This is a genomic window from Rhizobium sp. LjRoot254, from assembly GCF_964254105.1.
GTDB lineage: Bacteria > Pseudomonadota > Alphaproteobacteria > Rhizobiales > Rhizobiaceae > Rhizobium_E.
In genome coordinates this window covers 4,716,405-4,733,388 of sequence record NZ_CAXUSM020000001.1, presented here as the reverse complement: position 1 = coordinate 4,733,388, position 16,984 = coordinate 4,716,405, and the positions used below count along the sequence as shown (strand labels likewise).

Annotated in this window: 16 protein-coding genes and 1 pseudogene; 11 read left to right on the top strand and 6 right to left on the bottom strand. The window is 61.7% G+C overall.

Translation table 11 applies throughout. The features are described from left to right. Positions 1–9: 9 nt before the first annotated feature. Genes ACSQ26_RS23400 through ACSQ26_RS23390 form a run of 3 tightly spaced genes read left to right on the top strand, consistent with a single transcriptional unit; the run spans position 10 to position 3,524 of the window. On the top strand, positions 10–1,503 hold the full coding sequence (locus ACSQ26_RS23400; protein ID WP_436013159.1) for a CpaF family protein: 1,494 nt from the start codon (positions 10–12) through the stop codon (positions 1,501–1,503). An 11-nt stretch (positions 1,504–1,514) separates the two neighbouring features. Then, positions 1,515–2,525 (top strand): type II secretion system F family protein, encoded by a 1,011-nt coding sequence (locus ACSQ26_RS23395; RefSeq protein WP_436013157.1) that lies wholly within the window; start codon positions 1,515–1,517, stop codon positions 2,523–2,525. A gap of 12 nt (positions 2,526–2,537) precedes the next feature. Beyond that, the gene (locus tag ACSQ26_RS23390) at positions 2,538–3,524 is read left to right on the top strand and encodes a type II secretion system F family protein (RefSeq protein WP_436013155.1); all 987 of its coding nucleotides are present in this window, start codon (positions 2,538–2,540) and stop codon (positions 3,522–3,524) included. Between the two features lie 215 nt (positions 3,525–3,739). On the opposite strand, the gene ACSQ26_RS23385 is transcribed toward ACSQ26_RS23390, so the two are convergent. Next, on the bottom strand, positions 3,740–5,158 hold the full coding sequence (locus ACSQ26_RS23385) for a helix-turn-helix domain-containing protein (protein ID WP_436013153.1): 1,419 nt from the start codon (positions 5,156–5,158) through the stop codon (positions 3,740–3,742). Between the two features lie 146 nt (positions 5,159–5,304). Here ACSQ26_RS23385 and ACSQ26_RS23380 point away from each other — a divergent pair, with 146 nt between their 5' ends. From ACSQ26_RS23380 to ACSQ26_RS23365, 4 genes and pseudogenes are all read left to right on the top strand, one after another. Further along, positions 5,305–6,837: an acyl-CoA carboxylase subunit beta gene (locus ACSQ26_RS23380; protein WP_436013151.1), complete on the top strand. Its 1,533-nt coding sequence runs from the start codon at positions 5,305–5,307 to the stop codon at positions 6,835–6,837. Positions 6,838–6,951: 114 nt separating this feature from the next. After that, on the top strand, positions 6,952–7,848 hold the full coding sequence (gene yghU / locus ACSQ26_RS23375; RefSeq protein WP_436013149.1) for a glutathione-dependent disulfide-bond oxidoreductase: 897 nt from the start codon (positions 6,952–6,954) through the stop codon (positions 7,846–7,848). A gap of 85 nt (positions 7,849–7,933) precedes the next feature. Continuing rightward, positions 7,934–9,404, top strand: a pseudogene (locus tag ACSQ26_RS23370) (acetyl-CoA carboxylase biotin carboxylase subunit); the annotation flags it as partial. Further along, entirely contained in the window at positions 9,389–9,937 is a 549-nt protein-coding gene (locus ACSQ26_RS23365; protein ID WP_436015439.1) for a biotin/lipoyl-containing protein, read from the top strand. The pseudogene ACSQ26_RS23370 and the gene ACSQ26_RS23365, both read left to right, overlap by 16 nt. Before the next feature lie 213 nt (positions 9,938–10,150). Here the strand turns inward: ACSQ26_RS23365 and ACSQ26_RS23360 are convergent, their stop codons facing one another. Continuing rightward, entirely contained in the window at positions 10,151–10,330 is a 180-nt protein-coding gene (locus ACSQ26_RS23360) for a hypothetical protein (RefSeq protein ID WP_436013147.1), read from the bottom strand. 70 nt (positions 10,331–10,400) lie between these two features. On the opposite strand from ACSQ26_RS23360, the gene ACSQ26_RS23355 reads away from it, so the two are divergent. Genes ACSQ26_RS23355 through ACSQ26_RS23340 form a run of 4 tightly spaced genes read left to right on the top strand, consistent with a single transcriptional unit; the run spans position 10,401 to position 13,936 of the window. Next, positions 10,401–11,036, top strand: a complete 636-nt coding sequence (locus tag ACSQ26_RS23355) for a hypothetical protein (RefSeq protein ID WP_436013145.1) — start codon at positions 10,401–10,403, stop codon at positions 11,034–11,036. Continuing rightward, on the top strand, positions 11,033–13,174 hold the full coding sequence (gene scpA / locus ACSQ26_RS23350) for a methylmalonyl-CoA mutase (RefSeq protein ID WP_436013143.1): 2,142 nt from the start codon (positions 11,033–11,035) through the stop codon (positions 13,172–13,174). Before ACSQ26_RS23355 ends, scpA begins: the two co-directional genes overlap by 4 nt. After that, positions 13,174–13,581, top strand: a complete 408-nt coding sequence (gene mce / locus ACSQ26_RS23345; RefSeq protein WP_436015437.1) for a methylmalonyl-CoA epimerase — start codon at positions 13,174–13,176, stop codon at positions 13,579–13,581. The genes scpA and mce overlap by 1 nt, the downstream gene beginning before the upstream one ends. Then, on the top strand, positions 13,574–13,936 hold the full coding sequence (locus ACSQ26_RS23340) for a hypothetical protein (protein WP_436013141.1): 363 nt from the start codon (positions 13,574–13,576) through the stop codon (positions 13,934–13,936). The genes mce and ACSQ26_RS23340 overlap by 8 nt, the downstream gene beginning before the upstream one ends. Positions 13,937–14,038: 102 nt before the next feature. Here ACSQ26_RS23340 and ACSQ26_RS23335 read toward each other — a convergent pair whose 3' ends face one another. The 4 genes from ACSQ26_RS23335 to ACSQ26_RS23320 form a co-directional block, all read right to left on the bottom strand. Further along, complete coding sequence (locus ACSQ26_RS23335; RefSeq protein ID WP_436013139.1) at positions 14,039–14,659, bottom strand: alpha/beta hydrolase; 621 nt, start codon at positions 14,657–14,659, stop codon at positions 14,039–14,041. Then, positions 14,660–15,592 carry a VOC family protein gene (locus ACSQ26_RS23330; protein ID WP_436013137.1) on the bottom strand — a complete coding sequence of 311 codons (933 nt, stop codon included), beginning with the start codon at positions 15,590–15,592 and terminating at the stop codon, positions 14,660–14,662. 144 nt (positions 15,593–15,736) lie between these two features. Then, complete coding sequence (locus ACSQ26_RS23325; RefSeq protein ID WP_436013135.1) at positions 15,737–16,582, bottom strand: NlpC/P60 family protein; 846 nt, start codon at positions 16,580–16,582, stop codon at positions 15,737–15,739. A 7-nt stretch (positions 16,583–16,589) separates the two neighbouring features. Further along, positions 16,590–16,937, bottom strand: a complete 348-nt coding sequence (locus ACSQ26_RS23320) for a MarR family transcriptional regulator (RefSeq protein WP_436013133.1) — start codon at positions 16,935–16,937, stop codon at positions 16,590–16,592. Positions 16,938–16,984 lie beyond the last annotated feature (47 nt).

The window sequence follows — 16,984 nt, the reverse complement described above, 5'->3', positions numbered from 1 at the left end:
TAGGGATCGATGTTTGGCAAACGTGGAAATGAAGGCCCGGTAAGGCCTGCGGGCGGTACGCTCACCGCGCCGCCGCCGCAACAGCAGCAGCCGGTCGCGACAATCCAGCCGCCGCCGCTCGCACCCGTGCCGGTGCTGCAGGAGCCGACCCGCGACTCCCAGCCGATGCGCAATAATAACGCGCCCGTGCCGCCCTTGGCGCGCAAGAAGCAGGCGCGGTCGGAAGATTATTACGACACCAAAAGCCAGGTCTTCTCGGCCCTGATCGACACGATCGACCTTTCCCAGCTCGCCAAGCTCGACACCGAGAGCGCGCGCGAGGAAATCCGCGACATCGTCAACGACATCATCACCATCAAGAACTATGCGATGTCGATCTCCGAGCAGGAGGAACTGCTCGAGGATATCTGCAACGACGTTCTCGGTTACGGCCCGCTCGAGCCGCTGCTCGCCCGCGACGACATCTCCGACATCATGGTCAATGGCGCCAACCAGACCTTCATCGAAGTCAACGGCAAGATCGAGGATTCGGAAATCCGTTTCCGGGACAATAGCCAGCTTCTCTCGATCTGCCAGCGTATCGTCAGCCAGGTCGGCCGCCGCGTCGATGAAAGCTCGCCGATATGCGACGCACGTCTTCCCGACGGCTCCCGCGTCAACGTCATCGCGCCGCCGCTCGCCATCGATGGCGCGGCCCTCACCATTCGCAAGTTCAAGAAGGACAAGCTGACGCTCGACCAGCTTGTCCGCTTCGGCGCCATCACGCCCGAAGGCGCCACGCTGCTGCAGATCATCGGCCGCGTCCGCTGCAACGTCGTCATCTCCGGCGGTACCGGCTCGGGCAAGACCACGCTGCTCAACTGCCTAACCGCCTATATCGACGGCCACGAACGCGTCATCACCTGCGAAGACTCGGCCGAACTCCAGCTGCAGCAGCCGCATGTCGTGCGGCTCGAAACCCGCCCGCCGAATATCGAAGGCGAGGGCGAGATCACCATGCGCGATCTGGTCAAGAACTGCCTGCGTATGCGTCCCGAACGCATCATCGTCGGCGAAGTCCGCGGACCTGAAGTGTTCGACCTTTTGCAGGCAATGAACACCGGTCACGACGGTTCGATGGGCACGATCCACTCCAACAGCCCGCGCGAGTGCCTCAACCGTATCGAATCGATGATCGCCATGGGCGGCTTCACGCTGCCGGCCAAGACGGTGCGCGAGATCGTCTCCGGCTCGGTCGACGTCATCGTCCAGGCGGCCCGCCTCCGCGATGGTTCGCGTCGTATCACCCACATCACCGAAGTGATCGGGATGGAAGGCGAAGTGATCATCACCCAGGATCTGATGCGCTACGAGATCGAGGGTGAAGACGCCAACGGCAAGATCATCGGCCGGCACAAGTCGACCGGCATCGGCAAGCCATATTTCTGGGATCGCGCGCGCTATTTCGGCGAGGACAAGCGGCTCGCCGCGGCGATGGACGAGATGGAACAGAAATCGAAATAGGTGGAAGTGTAATGTTCGGTCTCGATCCTGTCATACTGGCTATCATCGCGCTGGCCGCCATCTCGGCGGGCGCGGTCAGTTACGGCGTGCTCTTCTCGCGCATCGAGAACGACAAGAAGGCCCAGTCGCGCGTTGCCAAGGTCAAGTCGGCCGAGACCGACCGGGTCAAGATCAAGGCATCGCGAGACCGCCTCGCCGAGATGACCAAGCGCCGCAAATCGGTGCAGGATTCGCTGAAGGAACTCGAAAAGAAGCAGGACGAGGTCAACAAGAAGAAGGCCGCGACCCTCAAGGCCAAGATCATGCAGGCCGGATTGGGTTTTTCCGAAACCCAGTTCTATATCGGCAGCGTGCTGCTCGGCCTGTTTGCCGGCACCTTCGCCTTCCTCGGTGGCATGAACATTTTCGTCGTGCTCGGCATCGCTTTCGTCGTCGGCGCCGGCATTCCGCGCTTTTTCGTCAATTACGCTCTCAAGCGCCGCCTCAAGAAATTCATGGACGAATTGCCGAATGCGCTCGACGTCATGGTGCGTTCGATCAAGTCGGGCCTGCCGCTCAACGATGCGCTGAGACTGATTGCCAACGAGGCAAAGGAGCCGGTGAAATCCGAATTCCGCCGCGTGGTTGAAGCCCAGCAGATGGGCCTCTCCGTTCCCGACGCGATCGGCCGCATGTATATGACGGTGCCGCTGTCGGAAGTCAGTTTCTTCGCCATCGTCATCCAGATCCAGGCGCAGGCCGGCGGCAATCTCTCCGAAGCACTGGGCAATCTTTCCCGCGTCATCCGCGACCGCAAGAAGATGAAGGCGAAGGTCACGGCGCTTTCGATGGAAGCCAAGGCATCGGCCTACATCATCGGCGCGCTGCCCTTCATCGTCTCGTTCCTCGTCTACCTGACATCGCCGGACTACATGATGATCCTGTTCACCGATCCGCGCGGCCATCTGATCATGGGCATTTCGGCGGTGTGGATGTCGATCGGCATCTTCGTCATGCGCAACATGATCAATTTCGATATCTGAGGACGAGCGGCCATGGACGAAAATCTCGTAGCAACGCTCACCGATCCGCAGGTCATCCTGGCGGGCCTCGTCGCCATTGCGGTGTTCGCCACGCTTTACACGCTGGTGCTACCCTATTTCGACTCGGGCGGTCTCGACAAGCGCATGAAATCCGTCACCACCGAGCGCGAGCAGATTCGCGGCCGCGAGCGTGCGCGGCTCAACACCGAATCGTCCTCCAACCGAGCGTCGCTCCGCCACCAGAACAATTCCTCCGTCCGCAATATCGTCGATAAGCTCAACCTTCGCGAGGCGCTGGTCGACCAGAATACGATCGACAAGCTGCGCGCCGCCGGCTTCCGCTCGCAGAACGCGCTCAACATGTTCCTCGTCGCGCGCTTCACGCTGCCCTTCGTGTTCCTCGCATTCGCCGCCTTCCACATCTTCGTCCTCGGCTACCTCGCCGACAAGGGCCTGATGATCCGCCTCCTCGCCGTCATCGGCATCGGCTACCTCGGCTTCTATTCGCCCAACATCTTCATCTCCAACAAGATGGGCAAGCGGCAGAAATCGATCCGCCGCGCCTGGCCCGATGCCCTCGACCTGATGCTGATCTGCGTCGAATCCGGCGTCTCGATCGAGGCCGCAATCAAGCGCGTATCTGAGGAAATGACCACCAATTCGCCGGAACTCGCCGAGGAAATGGTGCTGACCAATGCCGAGCTGTCCTTCTTGCAGGAACGCCGCGTCGCCTACGAAAACCTCGCCAAGCGCACCCAGCTCGACACCGTCCAGGCCGTCAGCCAGGCGTTGATCCAGGCCGAACGCTACGGCACGCCGATCGCCCAGGCGCTGCGCGTGCTGGCCCAGGAAAGCCGCGACCAGCGCATGAACGAAGCCGAAAAGAAGGCCTCGGCGCTACCGCCCAAGCTCACCGTGCCGATGATCCTGTTCTTCCTGCCGGTGCTGATCGCGGTCATTCTCGGACCGGCGGGTATTCAGGTTTCGGATAAGTTCTGAGTTTAGAAAGACCCCGCCCCGAAACCCCTCCCCACAAGGGGGAGGGGCCAATCCGTGGTATTCCGTGCAGACCCCACTTCCCTTCCCGTATGCTGCACGGAAAACAGTTCTGCTCGCTCTACGTTAAGTGGCGCAGGGCGCTGCAACACTTAAGCCCCTCCCCCTTGTGGGGAGGGGTTGGGGCGGGGTCTTTCTTTCTGTCTTTCGTTGCCCCCTCAATTCTCCTTCAGCCGATACGGCAGCGTCGCCCGCCGCTCGTGATCGATCACCAGCCGGCCCTTGAGCGGCGGCACGGCGCGCGCCGCACAGGTCGTCCGCTCGCAGATCCGGCAGGAAATCCCGATCGGGTCGTAGGCGGAGCGGTTGCCGAGATCCATGTCATCGGCATAGACGAAATTCGCCGCGTAGGAGATCTCGCAGCCCAAAGCCAAAGCATAGTGCTGCCGCGCCAGGTGAAAGCCGCGCCCGCCCTTGGTGATCTGTGTCGAGAGACAGAGATAGCGCACCCCATCCGGTGTCTCCGCCAATTGCCTTATGATCCGCCCCGGCGACTCGAAGGCCTGATGCACGTTCCATAGCGGACAGGCCGCGCCGAAGCGGGCAAATTGCAGCTTGGCCGCGCTGTGCCGCTTGGTGATGTTGCCGGCGCGGTCGATGCGGGCGAAGAAGATCGGAATGCCCTTCAGCCCCGGCCGCTGCAGCGTCGAAAGCCGGTGGCAGACCTGCTCCAGGCTCGCCCCGAAGCGCACCGATAGCAGGTCGAGATCGTGCCTGATCTCACGAGCCGCATCCATAAACTTCCGGTACGGCAGGATCAGCGCGCCGGCGAAATAATTGTGCAAGCCGATGCGACAGATCTCATAGGCTTCGCTGGTGCGGAACGCCGCATTCCGGGCAATCGCATCGATCGCCGGCCCCGCCGACAATTGCGCGATCTGCAACGCGATCTGGAAATCGCGCGTCGATGCCGGCAGATAGGGGTTGAGCGTCAATATCCGCGCCTCGCGGTCATAGCTGCGGATCAGGTCGTCATCGCGGCCCGCACGCGTGATCCGCACCCCGAACGCCCGCTCCAGATAGCCACTAAGCGCCGCATAGCTGTCGGTATCGCCGATCCCCAGTTCGCCGGCGAGCTTCTCCGCCAGCAGGTCTATCTCGTGGATATAATTGTCGACGAAATGGAAGAAATCGCGGACCTCCTCATAAGGCGTGTTCTCGGTGAGCCCGGATGTTCGCCCCAGCGTATCGTCGATGCTGGCAAGCTGCTCGGAATTGTGCCGGTAGGCCTGGTGCGCCGCGATCAGCGCATGCGCCAGCCCAGGCGCATTCTGCGTCACCAGCTTCAACTCCTGCAGGTTCGGTGCATAGGCCGCGAAGATCGGATCGCTCAAGGTTTCCGACAGCGCCGACATCAGCCGGTCGCCTTCCCCGGCCGAGAGATCAGCCAGGTCGATCTTGAATTTCTCCGCCAGCGACAGCAGCACCGAAGCTGAGACCGGCCGCTGGTTGTTTTCGATCTGGTTGAGATAGCTGATCGAAATGCCGATCCGCTCGGCGAATTGCGCCTGCGTCGCCCGGTTGGCGAGCCGGAGATCGCGAACCTTCCGGCCGATATAGAGTTTCCCAATCGCCATGCGCGAACCCCGCTTTGCAAATTTGCAAATTTCAATCTTGCTTCTTGTAAACTGCGCATATTTGCCTGATCAATAGTTTTCTTGCATGCCGCGCGGACGTATGGAAATTCAAGGCGTCCGCTATTCGCAGCCGAAATGGGAGACACATGCGCGAAATCCTCGATCAACTCGAAGCGCGCCGGGAGGCTGCCCGCATGGGCGGCGGCGAAGCCCGTATCGCGACCCAGCATTCCAAGGGCAAGCTCACCGCCCGCGAACGTCTTGACGTGCTGCTCGATGAGGGCTCGTTCGAGGAATACGACATGTATGTCACCCACCGCACCACCGATTTCGGCATGGCCGAAAACAAAGTGCCGGGCGATGGCGTGGTGACCGGTTGGGGCACGATCAATGGCCGGCTGGTCTATGTTTTCAGCCAGGACTTTACCGTGCTCGGCGGCTCGCTCTCCGAAACGCATGCGGAAAAAATCTGCAAGATCATGGACATGGCTGCCCGCAACGGCGCGCCCGTCATTGGCCTCAACGATTCCGGCGGCGCCCGCATCCAGGAAGGCGTCGCTTCACTGGCCGGCTATGCTGAAGTCTTCCGCCGCAATGCCGAAGTTTCCGGGGTCATTCCGCAGATCTCCGTCATCATGGGCCCCTGCGCCGGCGGCGCGGTCTATTCGCCTGCCATGACCGACTTCATCTTCATGGTGCGCGATTCCTCCTACATGTTCGTCACCGGTCCCGATGTGGTGAAGACCGTCACCAATGAGATCGTCACGGCGGAAGACCTCGGCGGCGCCAGCACCCACACGACCAAGTCCTCCGTCGCCGATGGCGCCTTCGACAACGACATCGAGGCACTGCTCAAAATCCGCGACCTCTTCGATTTCCTGCCGCTCAACAACCGGGAAAAGCCCCCCGTGCGGCCCTTCTTCGACGATCCGGACAGGCTGGAGGATCGCCTCGACACGCTGATCCCCGATAGCGCCAACAAGCCCTACGACATGCGCGAACTGATCCTTGCGATTGCCGACGAAAGTGAGTTCCACGAAATCTCCGAAGCCTTCGCCCGCAACATCCTCACCGGCTTCATTCGTCTGGAGGGCCAGACCGTCGGCGTCGTCGCCAACCAGCCTATGGTGCTCGCCGGCTGCCTCGATATCGATTCCTCGCGCAAGGGTGCCAAGTTCGTCCGCTTCTGCGATGCCTTCAACATCCCGATCCTGACGCTGGTCGATGTGCCGGGCTTCCTGCCGGGCACCAGCCAGGAATATGGCGGCATCATCAAGCACGGCGCCAAGCTGCTCTTCGCCTACTCGCAGGCCACCGTCCCGATGGTCACGCTGATCACGCGAAAGGCCTATGGCGGCGCCTATGACGTCATGGCTTCCAAGCATATCGGCGCCGACGTCAACTACGCCTGGCCGACCGCCGAGATCGCCGTCATGGGCGCCAAGGGCGCGACCGAAATCCTCTACCGCTCGGAACTCAAGAACCCGGAAAAGATCGCCGCCCGCACGAAGGAATACGAAGACCGCTTCGCCAACCCCTTCGTCGCCGCCGAACGCGGCTTCATCGATGAGGTCATCATGCCGCATTCCTCCCGCAAACGCCTCGCCCGCGCCTTCGCCATGCTCCGCACCAAGAAGCAGGAAAGCCACTGGCGCAAGCACGATACGATGCCGTTGTGAGGTTGGATCGGTTGATGGTTGTCCTGGAGGGGGTAACTCAACGCACCGACCAGACCTATATGACTTCTGCGCTCGCTCCCAAGGGCGCTCAAGCACAGCAAGGATGGAGTTTCCATGACTGACAAATTACCCGAGAACAATTTTCCCGCCGGCTATGAAGTGCCCAAGGTCTGGACCTGGGACAAGGGCAATGGCGGTACTTTCGCCAGTATCAACCGGCCGATCGCCGGTCCCACGCATGACAAGGAGCTGCCGGTCGGCAAGCATCCGCTGCAGCTCTATTCGCTCGCCACGCCCAACGGCCAGAAGGTGACGATCATGCTCGAAGAGCTGCTCGCCCTGGGCCACAAGGGCGCCGAATATGATGCCTGGCTGATCAGGATCGGCGATGGCGACCAGTTCGGCTCCGGCTTCGTCGGGGTCAATCCGAATTCCAAGATCCCCGCCATGATGGACCACTCGACACCCGAGCCGACTCGTGTCTTCGAATCCGGCTCGATCCTGGTCTATCTCGCGGAGAAATTCGGCGCCTTCCAGCCCAAGGATTTGAAAGGCCGAACGGAGGCGATGAACTGGCTGTTCTGGCAGATGGGCTCGGCACCCTTCCTCGGGGGCGGCTTCGGTCACTTCTTCGCCTATGCGCCGATGCACATCAAATATGCCATCGATCGCTATGCGATGGAGGTGAAGCGCCAGATGGACGTGCTCGACCGCCATCTCGCCGATCACCGGTTCTTGGCCGGATCGGAATATTCGATCGCCGACATGGCGACCTGGCCTTGGTACGGCAAGATCACCGTCAACCAGTCGTATCCCGATGCCGGCATCTTCCTTGAAGGGGCTAGCTACAGACACGTGCGGCGCTGGTTTGAGGAGATTGGCGCCCGGCCGGCCGTCCAGCGTGGCATCATGGTGAACCGCACATCGGGTGATCCATCCGGGCAATTGCATGAGCGTCATGACGCCTCCGACTTCGAGACCAGAACCGCGGACAAGCTCGCCGCGGCCTGAGAACTGAACTAAGGCGGCCCGACGCCTCGCGCATCGGGCCGCCTGTCACGAGCATCGCCTCGGCCCATCCGGAAGCAACCACTTCATGATCACCAAAATCCTCATCGCCAATCGTGGTGAAATCGCCTGCCGGGTCATCCGCACCGCCCGCGCCATGGGCATCAAGACCGTTGCCGTCTATTCCGATGCCGACCGCGAGGCGATGCATGTGAAGATGGCGGATGAGGCCGTGCATATCGGTGCGCCGCCCTCGGCCCAGTCCTATCTGGTCATCGATCGCATCATCGAAGCGATCAAGCAGACGGGTGCCGATGCGGTGCACCCCGGCTATGGCTTCCTGTCGGAAAACCGCGACTTCGCCGAACGCCTCAAGCAGGACGGCGTCATCTTCATCGGCCCGCCGGTCGGCGCAATCGAGGCGATGGGCGACAAGATCACCTCCAAGAAGATCGCAGCTGAGGCCGGTGTCTCCACCGTGCCGGGCCATATGGGCCTGATCGCGGATGCCGACGAGGCGGTGAAAATCTCCACCGGCATCGGCTATCCCGTGATGATCAAGGCTTCGGCCGGCGGCGGCGGCAAGGGCATGCGCATCGCCTGGAACGATGCCGAAGCCCGCGAGGGCTTCCAGGCCTCGAAGAACGAGGCCAAGAGCTCCTTCGGCGACGACCGCATCTTTATCGAGAAATTCGTCGACCAGCCCCGTCATATCGAAATCCAGGTTCTCGGCGACCAGCATGGCAACACGCTCTATCTCGGCGAGCGCGAATGCTCGATCCAGCGCCGCAACCAGAAGGTTGTCGAGGAGGCGCCGTCCTCGTTCCTTGATGAAGCGACGCGCAAAGCCATGGGTGAACAGGCGGTGCTTCTGGCGAAAGCAGTCGGCTATTTCTCCGCAGGCACTGTGGAATTCATCGTCGATGGCGCCAGGAATTTCTACTTCCTCGAAATGAATACCCGTCTGCAGGTCGAGCATCCCGTGACCGAACTCGTCACCGGTATCGACCTCGTCGAGCAGATGATCCGCGTCGCCAATGGCGAAGCGCTCGCCTTCGCGCAGGAAGACGTGCAGCTCAATGGCTGGGCGATCGAAAGCCGGCTCTATGCCGAGGATCCCTATCGCGGCTTCCTGCCATCGATCGGCAGGCTGACCCGCTATCGTCCACCGGTCGAAGGCCACCAGGCCAATGGCACCATCATCCGCAACGATACCGGCGTTTATGAGGGCGGCGAAATCTCGATGTATTACGACCCGATGATCGCCAAGCTCTGCACCCACGCACCGGATCGGCCGCAGGCGATCGAGGCGATGGCGGCGGCACTCGATCATTTCGAGGTCGAGGGCATCGGCCACAACCTGCCATTCCTGTCGGCCGTCATGGCCCATCCGCGTTTCTATTCTGGCAACATCACCACCGCCTTCATCGCCGAGGAGTGGCCGGAGGGTTTTCACGGTGTTTCGCCGGATAACGATCAGGCCCGGCTGCTCGCTTCCATCGCGGCCTATCTCAACCTGATCGACGAGGACCGCAAGACGCGAATCTCAGGCACGCTCGCCAACCACACCCGCAAGCTGGGCGCCGAATTCGTCGCCGTCGGCGGCGATCACTATTGGCCGCATGCTATCACCTTCGAGGCCGGTGTCACGACGATCAGCTACGGCGATGGCATCACGCATGCGGTTTCGAGCGACTGGAAGCCGGGCACACCCTTCGCCGTCTTCACGCTCAACGGTCAGGAACTCGGCGTCAAGGTCTCCCGCTCCAGCACCGGCTGGCGCCTGCGCTGGCGCGGCATCGACATGGTCTACCGCGTCATGAGCCCACGCCTGTTCGAACTCTCGCAGTTCATGCCCGTCAAGCAGGCGGCCGATACGTCGAAACAGCTCCTCTGCCCCATGCCCGGCGTTATCACGCAGGTGCTGGTCAAGGAAGGCGACACGGTCGAAGCCGGCCAGCCGCTGGCCACGGTGGAGGCTATGAAGATGGAAAACATGCTGAAAGCCGAGAAGAAGGCGCTGGTGAAGTCGATCAAGGTCGAGGCGGGGCAGAGTCTCGCGGTCGATGAAGTGATCATGGAGTTCGAGTGATGTCTTTGGGCTTGGCACACCCCCCTCTGTCCTGCCGGACATCTCCCCCTCAAGGGGGGAGATTGGCAAGCGGCACAGGCCTCGCCCTACATCAGCGTCGAGCGCAGCTTGCACGACGTTCAACTGAGGCCGAGCGAATGCCCCATCCAATCTCCCCCCTTGAGGGGGAGATGTCCGGCAGGACAGAGGGGGGTAAACCGGCCCCAAAGTGCACTATAGGCCGTAGGCCTTCCTCTTGTCTGCAATCAGCTTCTCGAGCTGAGCGCGACTTTGCTCCCTATCGAGAAACTCACCTCGCCGGCGTCGAGCGATCAGTTCTCGCAACGCCGCAAGCTCCTCCTCATTCCAAGCCGGCTCCGACTCTGGCTCCTCGGCCTTCGATTTCTCAGACATGCGGCACTCCTTCTGATCTCATCGAAGGTCATGACTCGGCAGCACCGTCGTCAATCTGCAGTGGTGCCCCATGAAAAAGCCCACCTCCATGGCGGCTCTCGAAAAGCTCGGTCGCGCCCGCCTCTCCAAGTCGTTCTTCATGCGCGAGTTTCTCTATTCGGAAATCGCCAATCTCCACGGCATGACGAACATCCCCGACGATCCCGATCTCGCGATCGAAGCCGGCACGCGGCTTTGCGAGGATTTGCTCGAACCGCTGCAGGATCGCTTCGGCCGCATCGCTATCCGGTCGGCTTATCGCACCGGCGAGGTCAACGCCTTCGGCAACAGGCACAATTACAGCTGCGCCCGCAACGAATCGACCTGGGCCGATCATATCTGGGACCGGCGCGATGCCCTGGGCCGCATGGGCGCCACGGCCACCATTGTGATCCCCTGGTTCGCTGATCACTACGAAAAGGGTGCCGACTGGCGGGCGCTCGCCTGGTGGATCCACGACCATCTGCCCTATTCGCACCTCTATTTCTTCCCGATCCGCGCCGCCTTCAACATCCGCTGGCGCGAAGATCCGGAACGCCGCATCGACTCCTACATTGTACCGAAGGGCACCCTGACCAAGCGGGGCATGGCGAATTGGGACGGCAAGCATGCTGATGAATATGCCTGGTTTTCAGGCGGCGCCTATGAAACGGGATCACGCCAATGACTGACAAGAAAACGATCGCAGACTGGGAGAAGCTCGCCGAACGCGAACTCAAAGCCGCTCCCGATACGCTGACCTGGCACACGCCCGAGGGCATCGACGTCAAGCCGCTCTATACCGAGGCCGATACCGAGAACCTCACCCATCTCGGCTCGCTCCCCGGCCTCGCGCCCTTCACCCGCGGCCCTCGCGCCACGATGTATGCCGGCCGGCCCTGGACGATCCGTCAATATGCCGGCTTCTCGACCGCCGAGGAATCCAACACCTTCTACCGCAAGGCGCTCTTGGCCGGCCAGAAGGGCCTCTCCGTCGCCTTCGACCTCGCCACCCATCGCGGATACGACTCCGATCACGCCCGCGTCACCGGGGATGTCGGCAAGGCAGGCGTTGCGATCGATTCCGTCGAGGACATGAAGATCCTCTTCGACCGGATTCCGCTCAATGAAATGTCCGTCTCGATGACCATGAACGGCGCTGTCATCCCGATCCTCGCCAATTTCATCGTCGCGGGCGAGGAGCAGGGCGTGTCGCGCGCCGATCTCTCCGGCACCATCCAGAACGATATTCTCAAGGAGTTCATGGTCCGCAACACCTACATCTATCCACCCGAAGCCTCGATGCGGATCGTTGCCGACATCATCGAATTCACCTCGAAGGAAATGCCGAAGTTCAACTCCATCTCGATCTCCGGCTACCACATGCAGGAGGCCGGCGCGACGCTGGTGCAGGAACTCGCTTTCACGCTGGCCGACGGCCGCGAATATGTCCGCGCGGCGATCGCCAAGGGTTTGGATGTCGATGACTTCGCCGGCCGCCTCTCCTTCTTCTTCGCCATCGGCATGAATTTCTTCATGGAGGCGGCCAAGCTGCGCGCCGCGCGCCTGCTCTGGTCGCGGATCATGGAAGAGTTCCAGCCCAGGAAGGCCTCGTCCTCGATGCTGCGCACCCATTGCCAGACCTCAGGCGTGTCCCTGCAAGAACAGGACCCCTATAACAACATCGTCCGCACCGCCTATGAGGCGCTGTCGGCCGCACTCGGCGGCACCCAGTCGCTGCATACCAATTCCTTCGACGAGGCCATCGCGCTGCCGACTGAATTCTCCGCCCGCATCGCCCGCAACACCCAGCTCATCCTCCAGCACGAAACCGGCGTCACCAAGGTCGTCGATCCGCTCGCCGGCTCCTATTATGTCGAGAGCCTCACGGCGGAGCTGGCGGAAAAAGCCTGGGCGCTGATCGAGGAAGTGGAAAGCCTCGGCGGCATGACCAAGGCCATCCATACCGGCCTGCCCAAGCGCCTGATCGAGGAAGCCGCCACCCGCCGCCAGGCCGCCGTCGATCGCGGTGAGGAGGTGATCGTCGGCGTCAACAAATACCGTCTCAATGAGGAAGCCGATATCGAAACCCTCGATATCGACAACAAGGTCGTCCGCGAGGGCCAGGTCAAGCGGCTCGAAAAGACCTGCCAGCTGCGCGACCCCGGGACATGGGCGGATTCGCTGGAAGCGCTCAAGCAGGTTGCCCGTAGCGGCGAGGGCAATCTTCTCGCCGCCGCCGTCGAGGCCGCCCGTGCCCGCGCCACAGTGGGGGAAATCTCGGATGCGATGCGCGAAAGCTTCGGCGATCACACCGCCATCCCTGAAGTCGTCACCGACATCTACGGCCCGGCCAGTATCAACGATCCCGAATATCAAACGCTTGTTAGCCGGCTAAGAGCGCAGATCGACAAATCGGGCAAGCGGCCGAAAATCCTCGTCGCCAAGCTCGGCCAGGATGGCCACGATCGCGGCGCCAAGGTCATCGCCTCGGCCTTCGGCGATATCGGCTTCGAGGTCGTCGCTGGCCCGCTGTTCCAGACGCCGGATGAGGCGGCCGATCTCGCGATCGAGAGACAAGTCGACGTCATCGGCGTCTCCTCGCTCGCCGCCGGCCACAAGACACTGATGCCGCAGCTGGTCGATGAGTTGAAGGCGAGGGGCGGCGGCCATATCATCGTCGTCTGCGGCGGCGTCATCCCGCGCAAGGACTATCAGTTCCTCATGGATCACGGCGTCTCCGCCGTCTTCGGCCCTGGTACCAATGTCGTCGATGCGGCGCGCGCCGTGCTCGATCTCGCCGAGGGAAGGTTGAGGAACGAATGATGCTGGGCCGGGTCAATCACATCGCACTTGCCGTGCCCAATCTCGAAGTCGCCATCGCGCGCTACCGCGACAGCCTCGGCGCCACTGTCTCGGTGCCGCAGCCGCTGCCCGAGCACGGCGTCACGGTCGTCTTCGTCGTCTTCGACAACACCAAGGTCGAGCTGCTCGAACCGCTCGGCGAAAACTCCACCATTGCGGGCTTTTTGGCGAAGAACCCCGACGGCGGCATGCATCACATCTGCTACGAAGTCACCGACATCATCGCCGCCCGCGACCAGCTGAAAGCTGCCGGCGCCCGCGTGCTGGGCGGCGAGCCCAGGATCGGCGCCCATGGCAATCCGGTGCTCTTCCTGCATCCGAAGGATTTCTTCGGCACGCTGATTGAACTGGAGGAGGTTCGTGCTTGAAGTCAGGCTATTCAGCGGCGAAACCTGCCTCGGCACCGCAACTCTTTATGCCGCCGACCCGCCAATGGGCGTCGCATCCGGTCCGCTGAATCCAAACGATGCCTATTTGCCATTAAGGTCGATCATTGACGCGATTTTTCAAAACTCCGGTGATTGGGATGCCTTGGCGCTGAAAGTCGTTGCAATTGGCGACGGGTCGCGTGTTGAAGGTGTTGGCGGCATCTCTATCGGAGACTTTCTCGGTAACGAGGCATTTCCGCCAGAAGTGACAGTCCTCGGGATCGATTGTGCCAGCGGCCTCTATGAGCTTTGGTTCGGAACAGATCCGGCCTACCGCGCATACTACGGCACGTGACCCCTGAACGAGCCGCGCTTCCTTGCTTTGCGCATACACGGCGTATCTCCTTGTCGGGGATGCGCCGCTATATGTTTGCCTGCAGTGGGTTGAGGACTGTAGTTATTTGAGGAACCGTTCCACCGCCTCGATCTCGCTGCGGCGGATTTCGTGCCCGCCATCGTGCCAGTCGAGCTCAACCGTTGCTCCCTGCGCGGCGAGATAATCGGCGAGCGCCTGGGTGACCCGCGCCGGTCCGATCGGATCGGTGCGGCCGGCGGTGATCAGCACATCGACGCCCTTGAGCGTCGGATTGTCCTTCGGTGCGAACGGGATCAGCGGATGCATCAGCACCGCCTTGTCGAACAGCCTGCCCTTTTCGATCAGCACATTGGCGAGGATATTGGCGCCGTTGGAAAAGCCGAGCCCGATCACTTCGGATGCCTGATGCTCCGCCTTGAGCGCCGATACGAAGCCGGCGAACTTCTCCGTCGCCCGTGCAAGGTCGGCCATGTCATAGACACCCTCGCCGGTGCGCTTGAAGAAACGCGCCGCGCCATATTCGCTGACATCGCCGCGCGGCGATATGATCGTCGCATCGGGTATCAGGTCGCTGCCGAATTCGAAAAACTGGTTCTCGTCGCCGCCCGTGCCATGCAGCACGAAGAAGATCGGCTGGCCCTGTGCACCTGATTTCACCCGGTGCACATAGCCGTGGTCTCTGGAAAGTTCGATCGTCGCCATTTACGCCTCCAGATTCGCAAGCGTCTGGGTCAGGATCGGCCTGAGATGCTTGTGCTGCTGCGGCAGCATCAGGCCCTCGCCGAGATGCGCCGTATCCTCGTCGCGGTTGAAGCCCGGCTCGCTGGTGGCAATTTCGAACAGTACGCCGCCCGGAGTGCGGAAATAGATCGCCCAGAAGTAGTCACGGTCGATCACCGGCGTCACCTGGTAGCCCGTATCCATCAGCGCCTTGCGCACTTCGAGCTGGGTCTCTCGGTTGTCGACGGCAAAGGCCACATGGTGCACGGAGCCCGCGCCCTGCTGGCTTCTGGCGATATTCGGCATGATTTCGAGGTCGATGAACTTCGCGTCGTTGCCACTGGGCACGATCAGGCGGGTGACACCGTCCTTGGCTTCGAACTGTTCGTAGCCCATGAACTTCATCAGCTCAGTCGTCGCACCTTCGTCGCGCAGCCGCATGGCAACCGAGTGGAAACCACGGATCGCATGATCGGCGCTGACACCGTTCTCTGTCCAGGGTTCGCGGCTATCGTCCTTCACCTCGACCAGCGCGAAACCGTCGCCATCGGGGCCGGCAAATTCCAGCCGCTTCTCGCCGAAGGTCTCGTCGCGCTTGATGCCGGTGACGCCCTGCTTTGCAAGCCGCTCTTCCCAGAAGCCGAGCGAGCCCTGCGGAACCGAGAACACGGTCGTGCCGACCTCACCGGTGCCCGGACGGCCACGGCCGATATTGGGAAAGGGGAAATAGGTCATCACAGTGCCCGGCGTGCCGGCTTCATCGCCGTAATAGAGATGATAGACGTCCGGCGCGTCGAAATTGACGGTCTTCTTCACGCGGCGCAGGCCGAGCGTATGGGTGAAGAACTGGTTGTTGGTCCTTGCATCCGCAGCCATCGACGTGACGTGATGCAGGCCCTTGATCTGGTTCAACATGGGTTTCTTCTTTCTCCGGCCCGTGCCGGCACTGATTGGATGACGCTTATATGCGCCTCCCCAGACGGTTCGGGTATCCCCCGCCGCGAGCACGGATTGTCTTCAAATATTGAACGATAGATAATACGAAACGCAATAAGTGGTTTACGATGGCCGGCGGTAAAGCAGCGGCAATCCATACATCGGCTCAATGCGCTTGATCGCATCGGCGAGGCTTTCGTGGGAGACATCCATGGTGAATCCATTCGAATGGATCATCATATCGGCATCGACCATGATGGCGACATGGCCCTTCCAGAACACCAGATCGCCACGCCTGAGTTCATCCCCTGATATCTCCATCCCGATCGAGGCGCGCTGCATGTCGGTGTCGCGAAGCACCGCTCGGCCGGTCATCATCATCGAAAGCTGCACGAGGCCTGAGCAATCGAGCCCGAAGCCCGAGCGTCCACCCCAGAGATAAGGTGACGCGAGAAAGCGCGTCGCGACGTCCACATAATCGCCGGCCAGCGGCACGCCGACCTCGGCCACGTGCTTGGCGATCACTGCCCCACCGTCTACCAGCAGATATCGCGTGCCGCGCGTCTCGGCGTCGCCGGTCACGGTAATCCGGCTGCCCATCGAAAGCGCTCTCACCGTCGGCCGCTTCATGTCGGGCTCGGAATAGACGAAAGTCCGCGGCGCCGTCACCCAATGCGTCGGCTCGGCACCGGGTCCGCCCAGCGCCGCCTCCTCGACATAGCCGACATAATCGTCGACGCCGGATTTCACCCAGGCCCAGCCATCTGCGCGGTCGAGCACGCTCACAGGCTCGCCGAACAGCAGTTCCGTATCGATGCCGGATGTGAGGCTCGGCTGCGGCCGCATCGCCGTCGTGGATGCGACCACCCGGGCAGGCTTGCCCTCGACGAAGCGCAGGGCCTCCACCTGGCCCTCGAGCCTCTTCTCGGCAAGGTCGGTTCGGAAAGCATTCAGGCGGCGGTCGAGCATTGCGTCCTCAGCTGAGTTGGCGGCCCTGGTCGATGATCAGGTCACCGAATTTCTCAAGATAAAGCGCACCGGTCAATGTTCTTTTAATGATCACATTGCGGCGGTCGCGATCGTCGCGCACCCGGTCGACGATGCCCATCTCGCCCATTGTGTTGAGCGCCCGCGTGATCACCGGCTTGGTCACACCCAGCGTCGCCGCCAGACCGCGCACCGTATGCGGTGGCGGCACGAGATAGATATGCAGCAGGATCGCCACCTGTCGCATGGTCAGATCGACATCCCCCGCCTTCACCTGTTCCAGCGAAACCTGGTGCCAGAGGCCGAGCGCCTGCGAGGCGGTGAGTTCGACGGGCAACGGCCGGCTCCGGAAAAATCGTTTCGAGACCGTTCCATTTTCCGCGA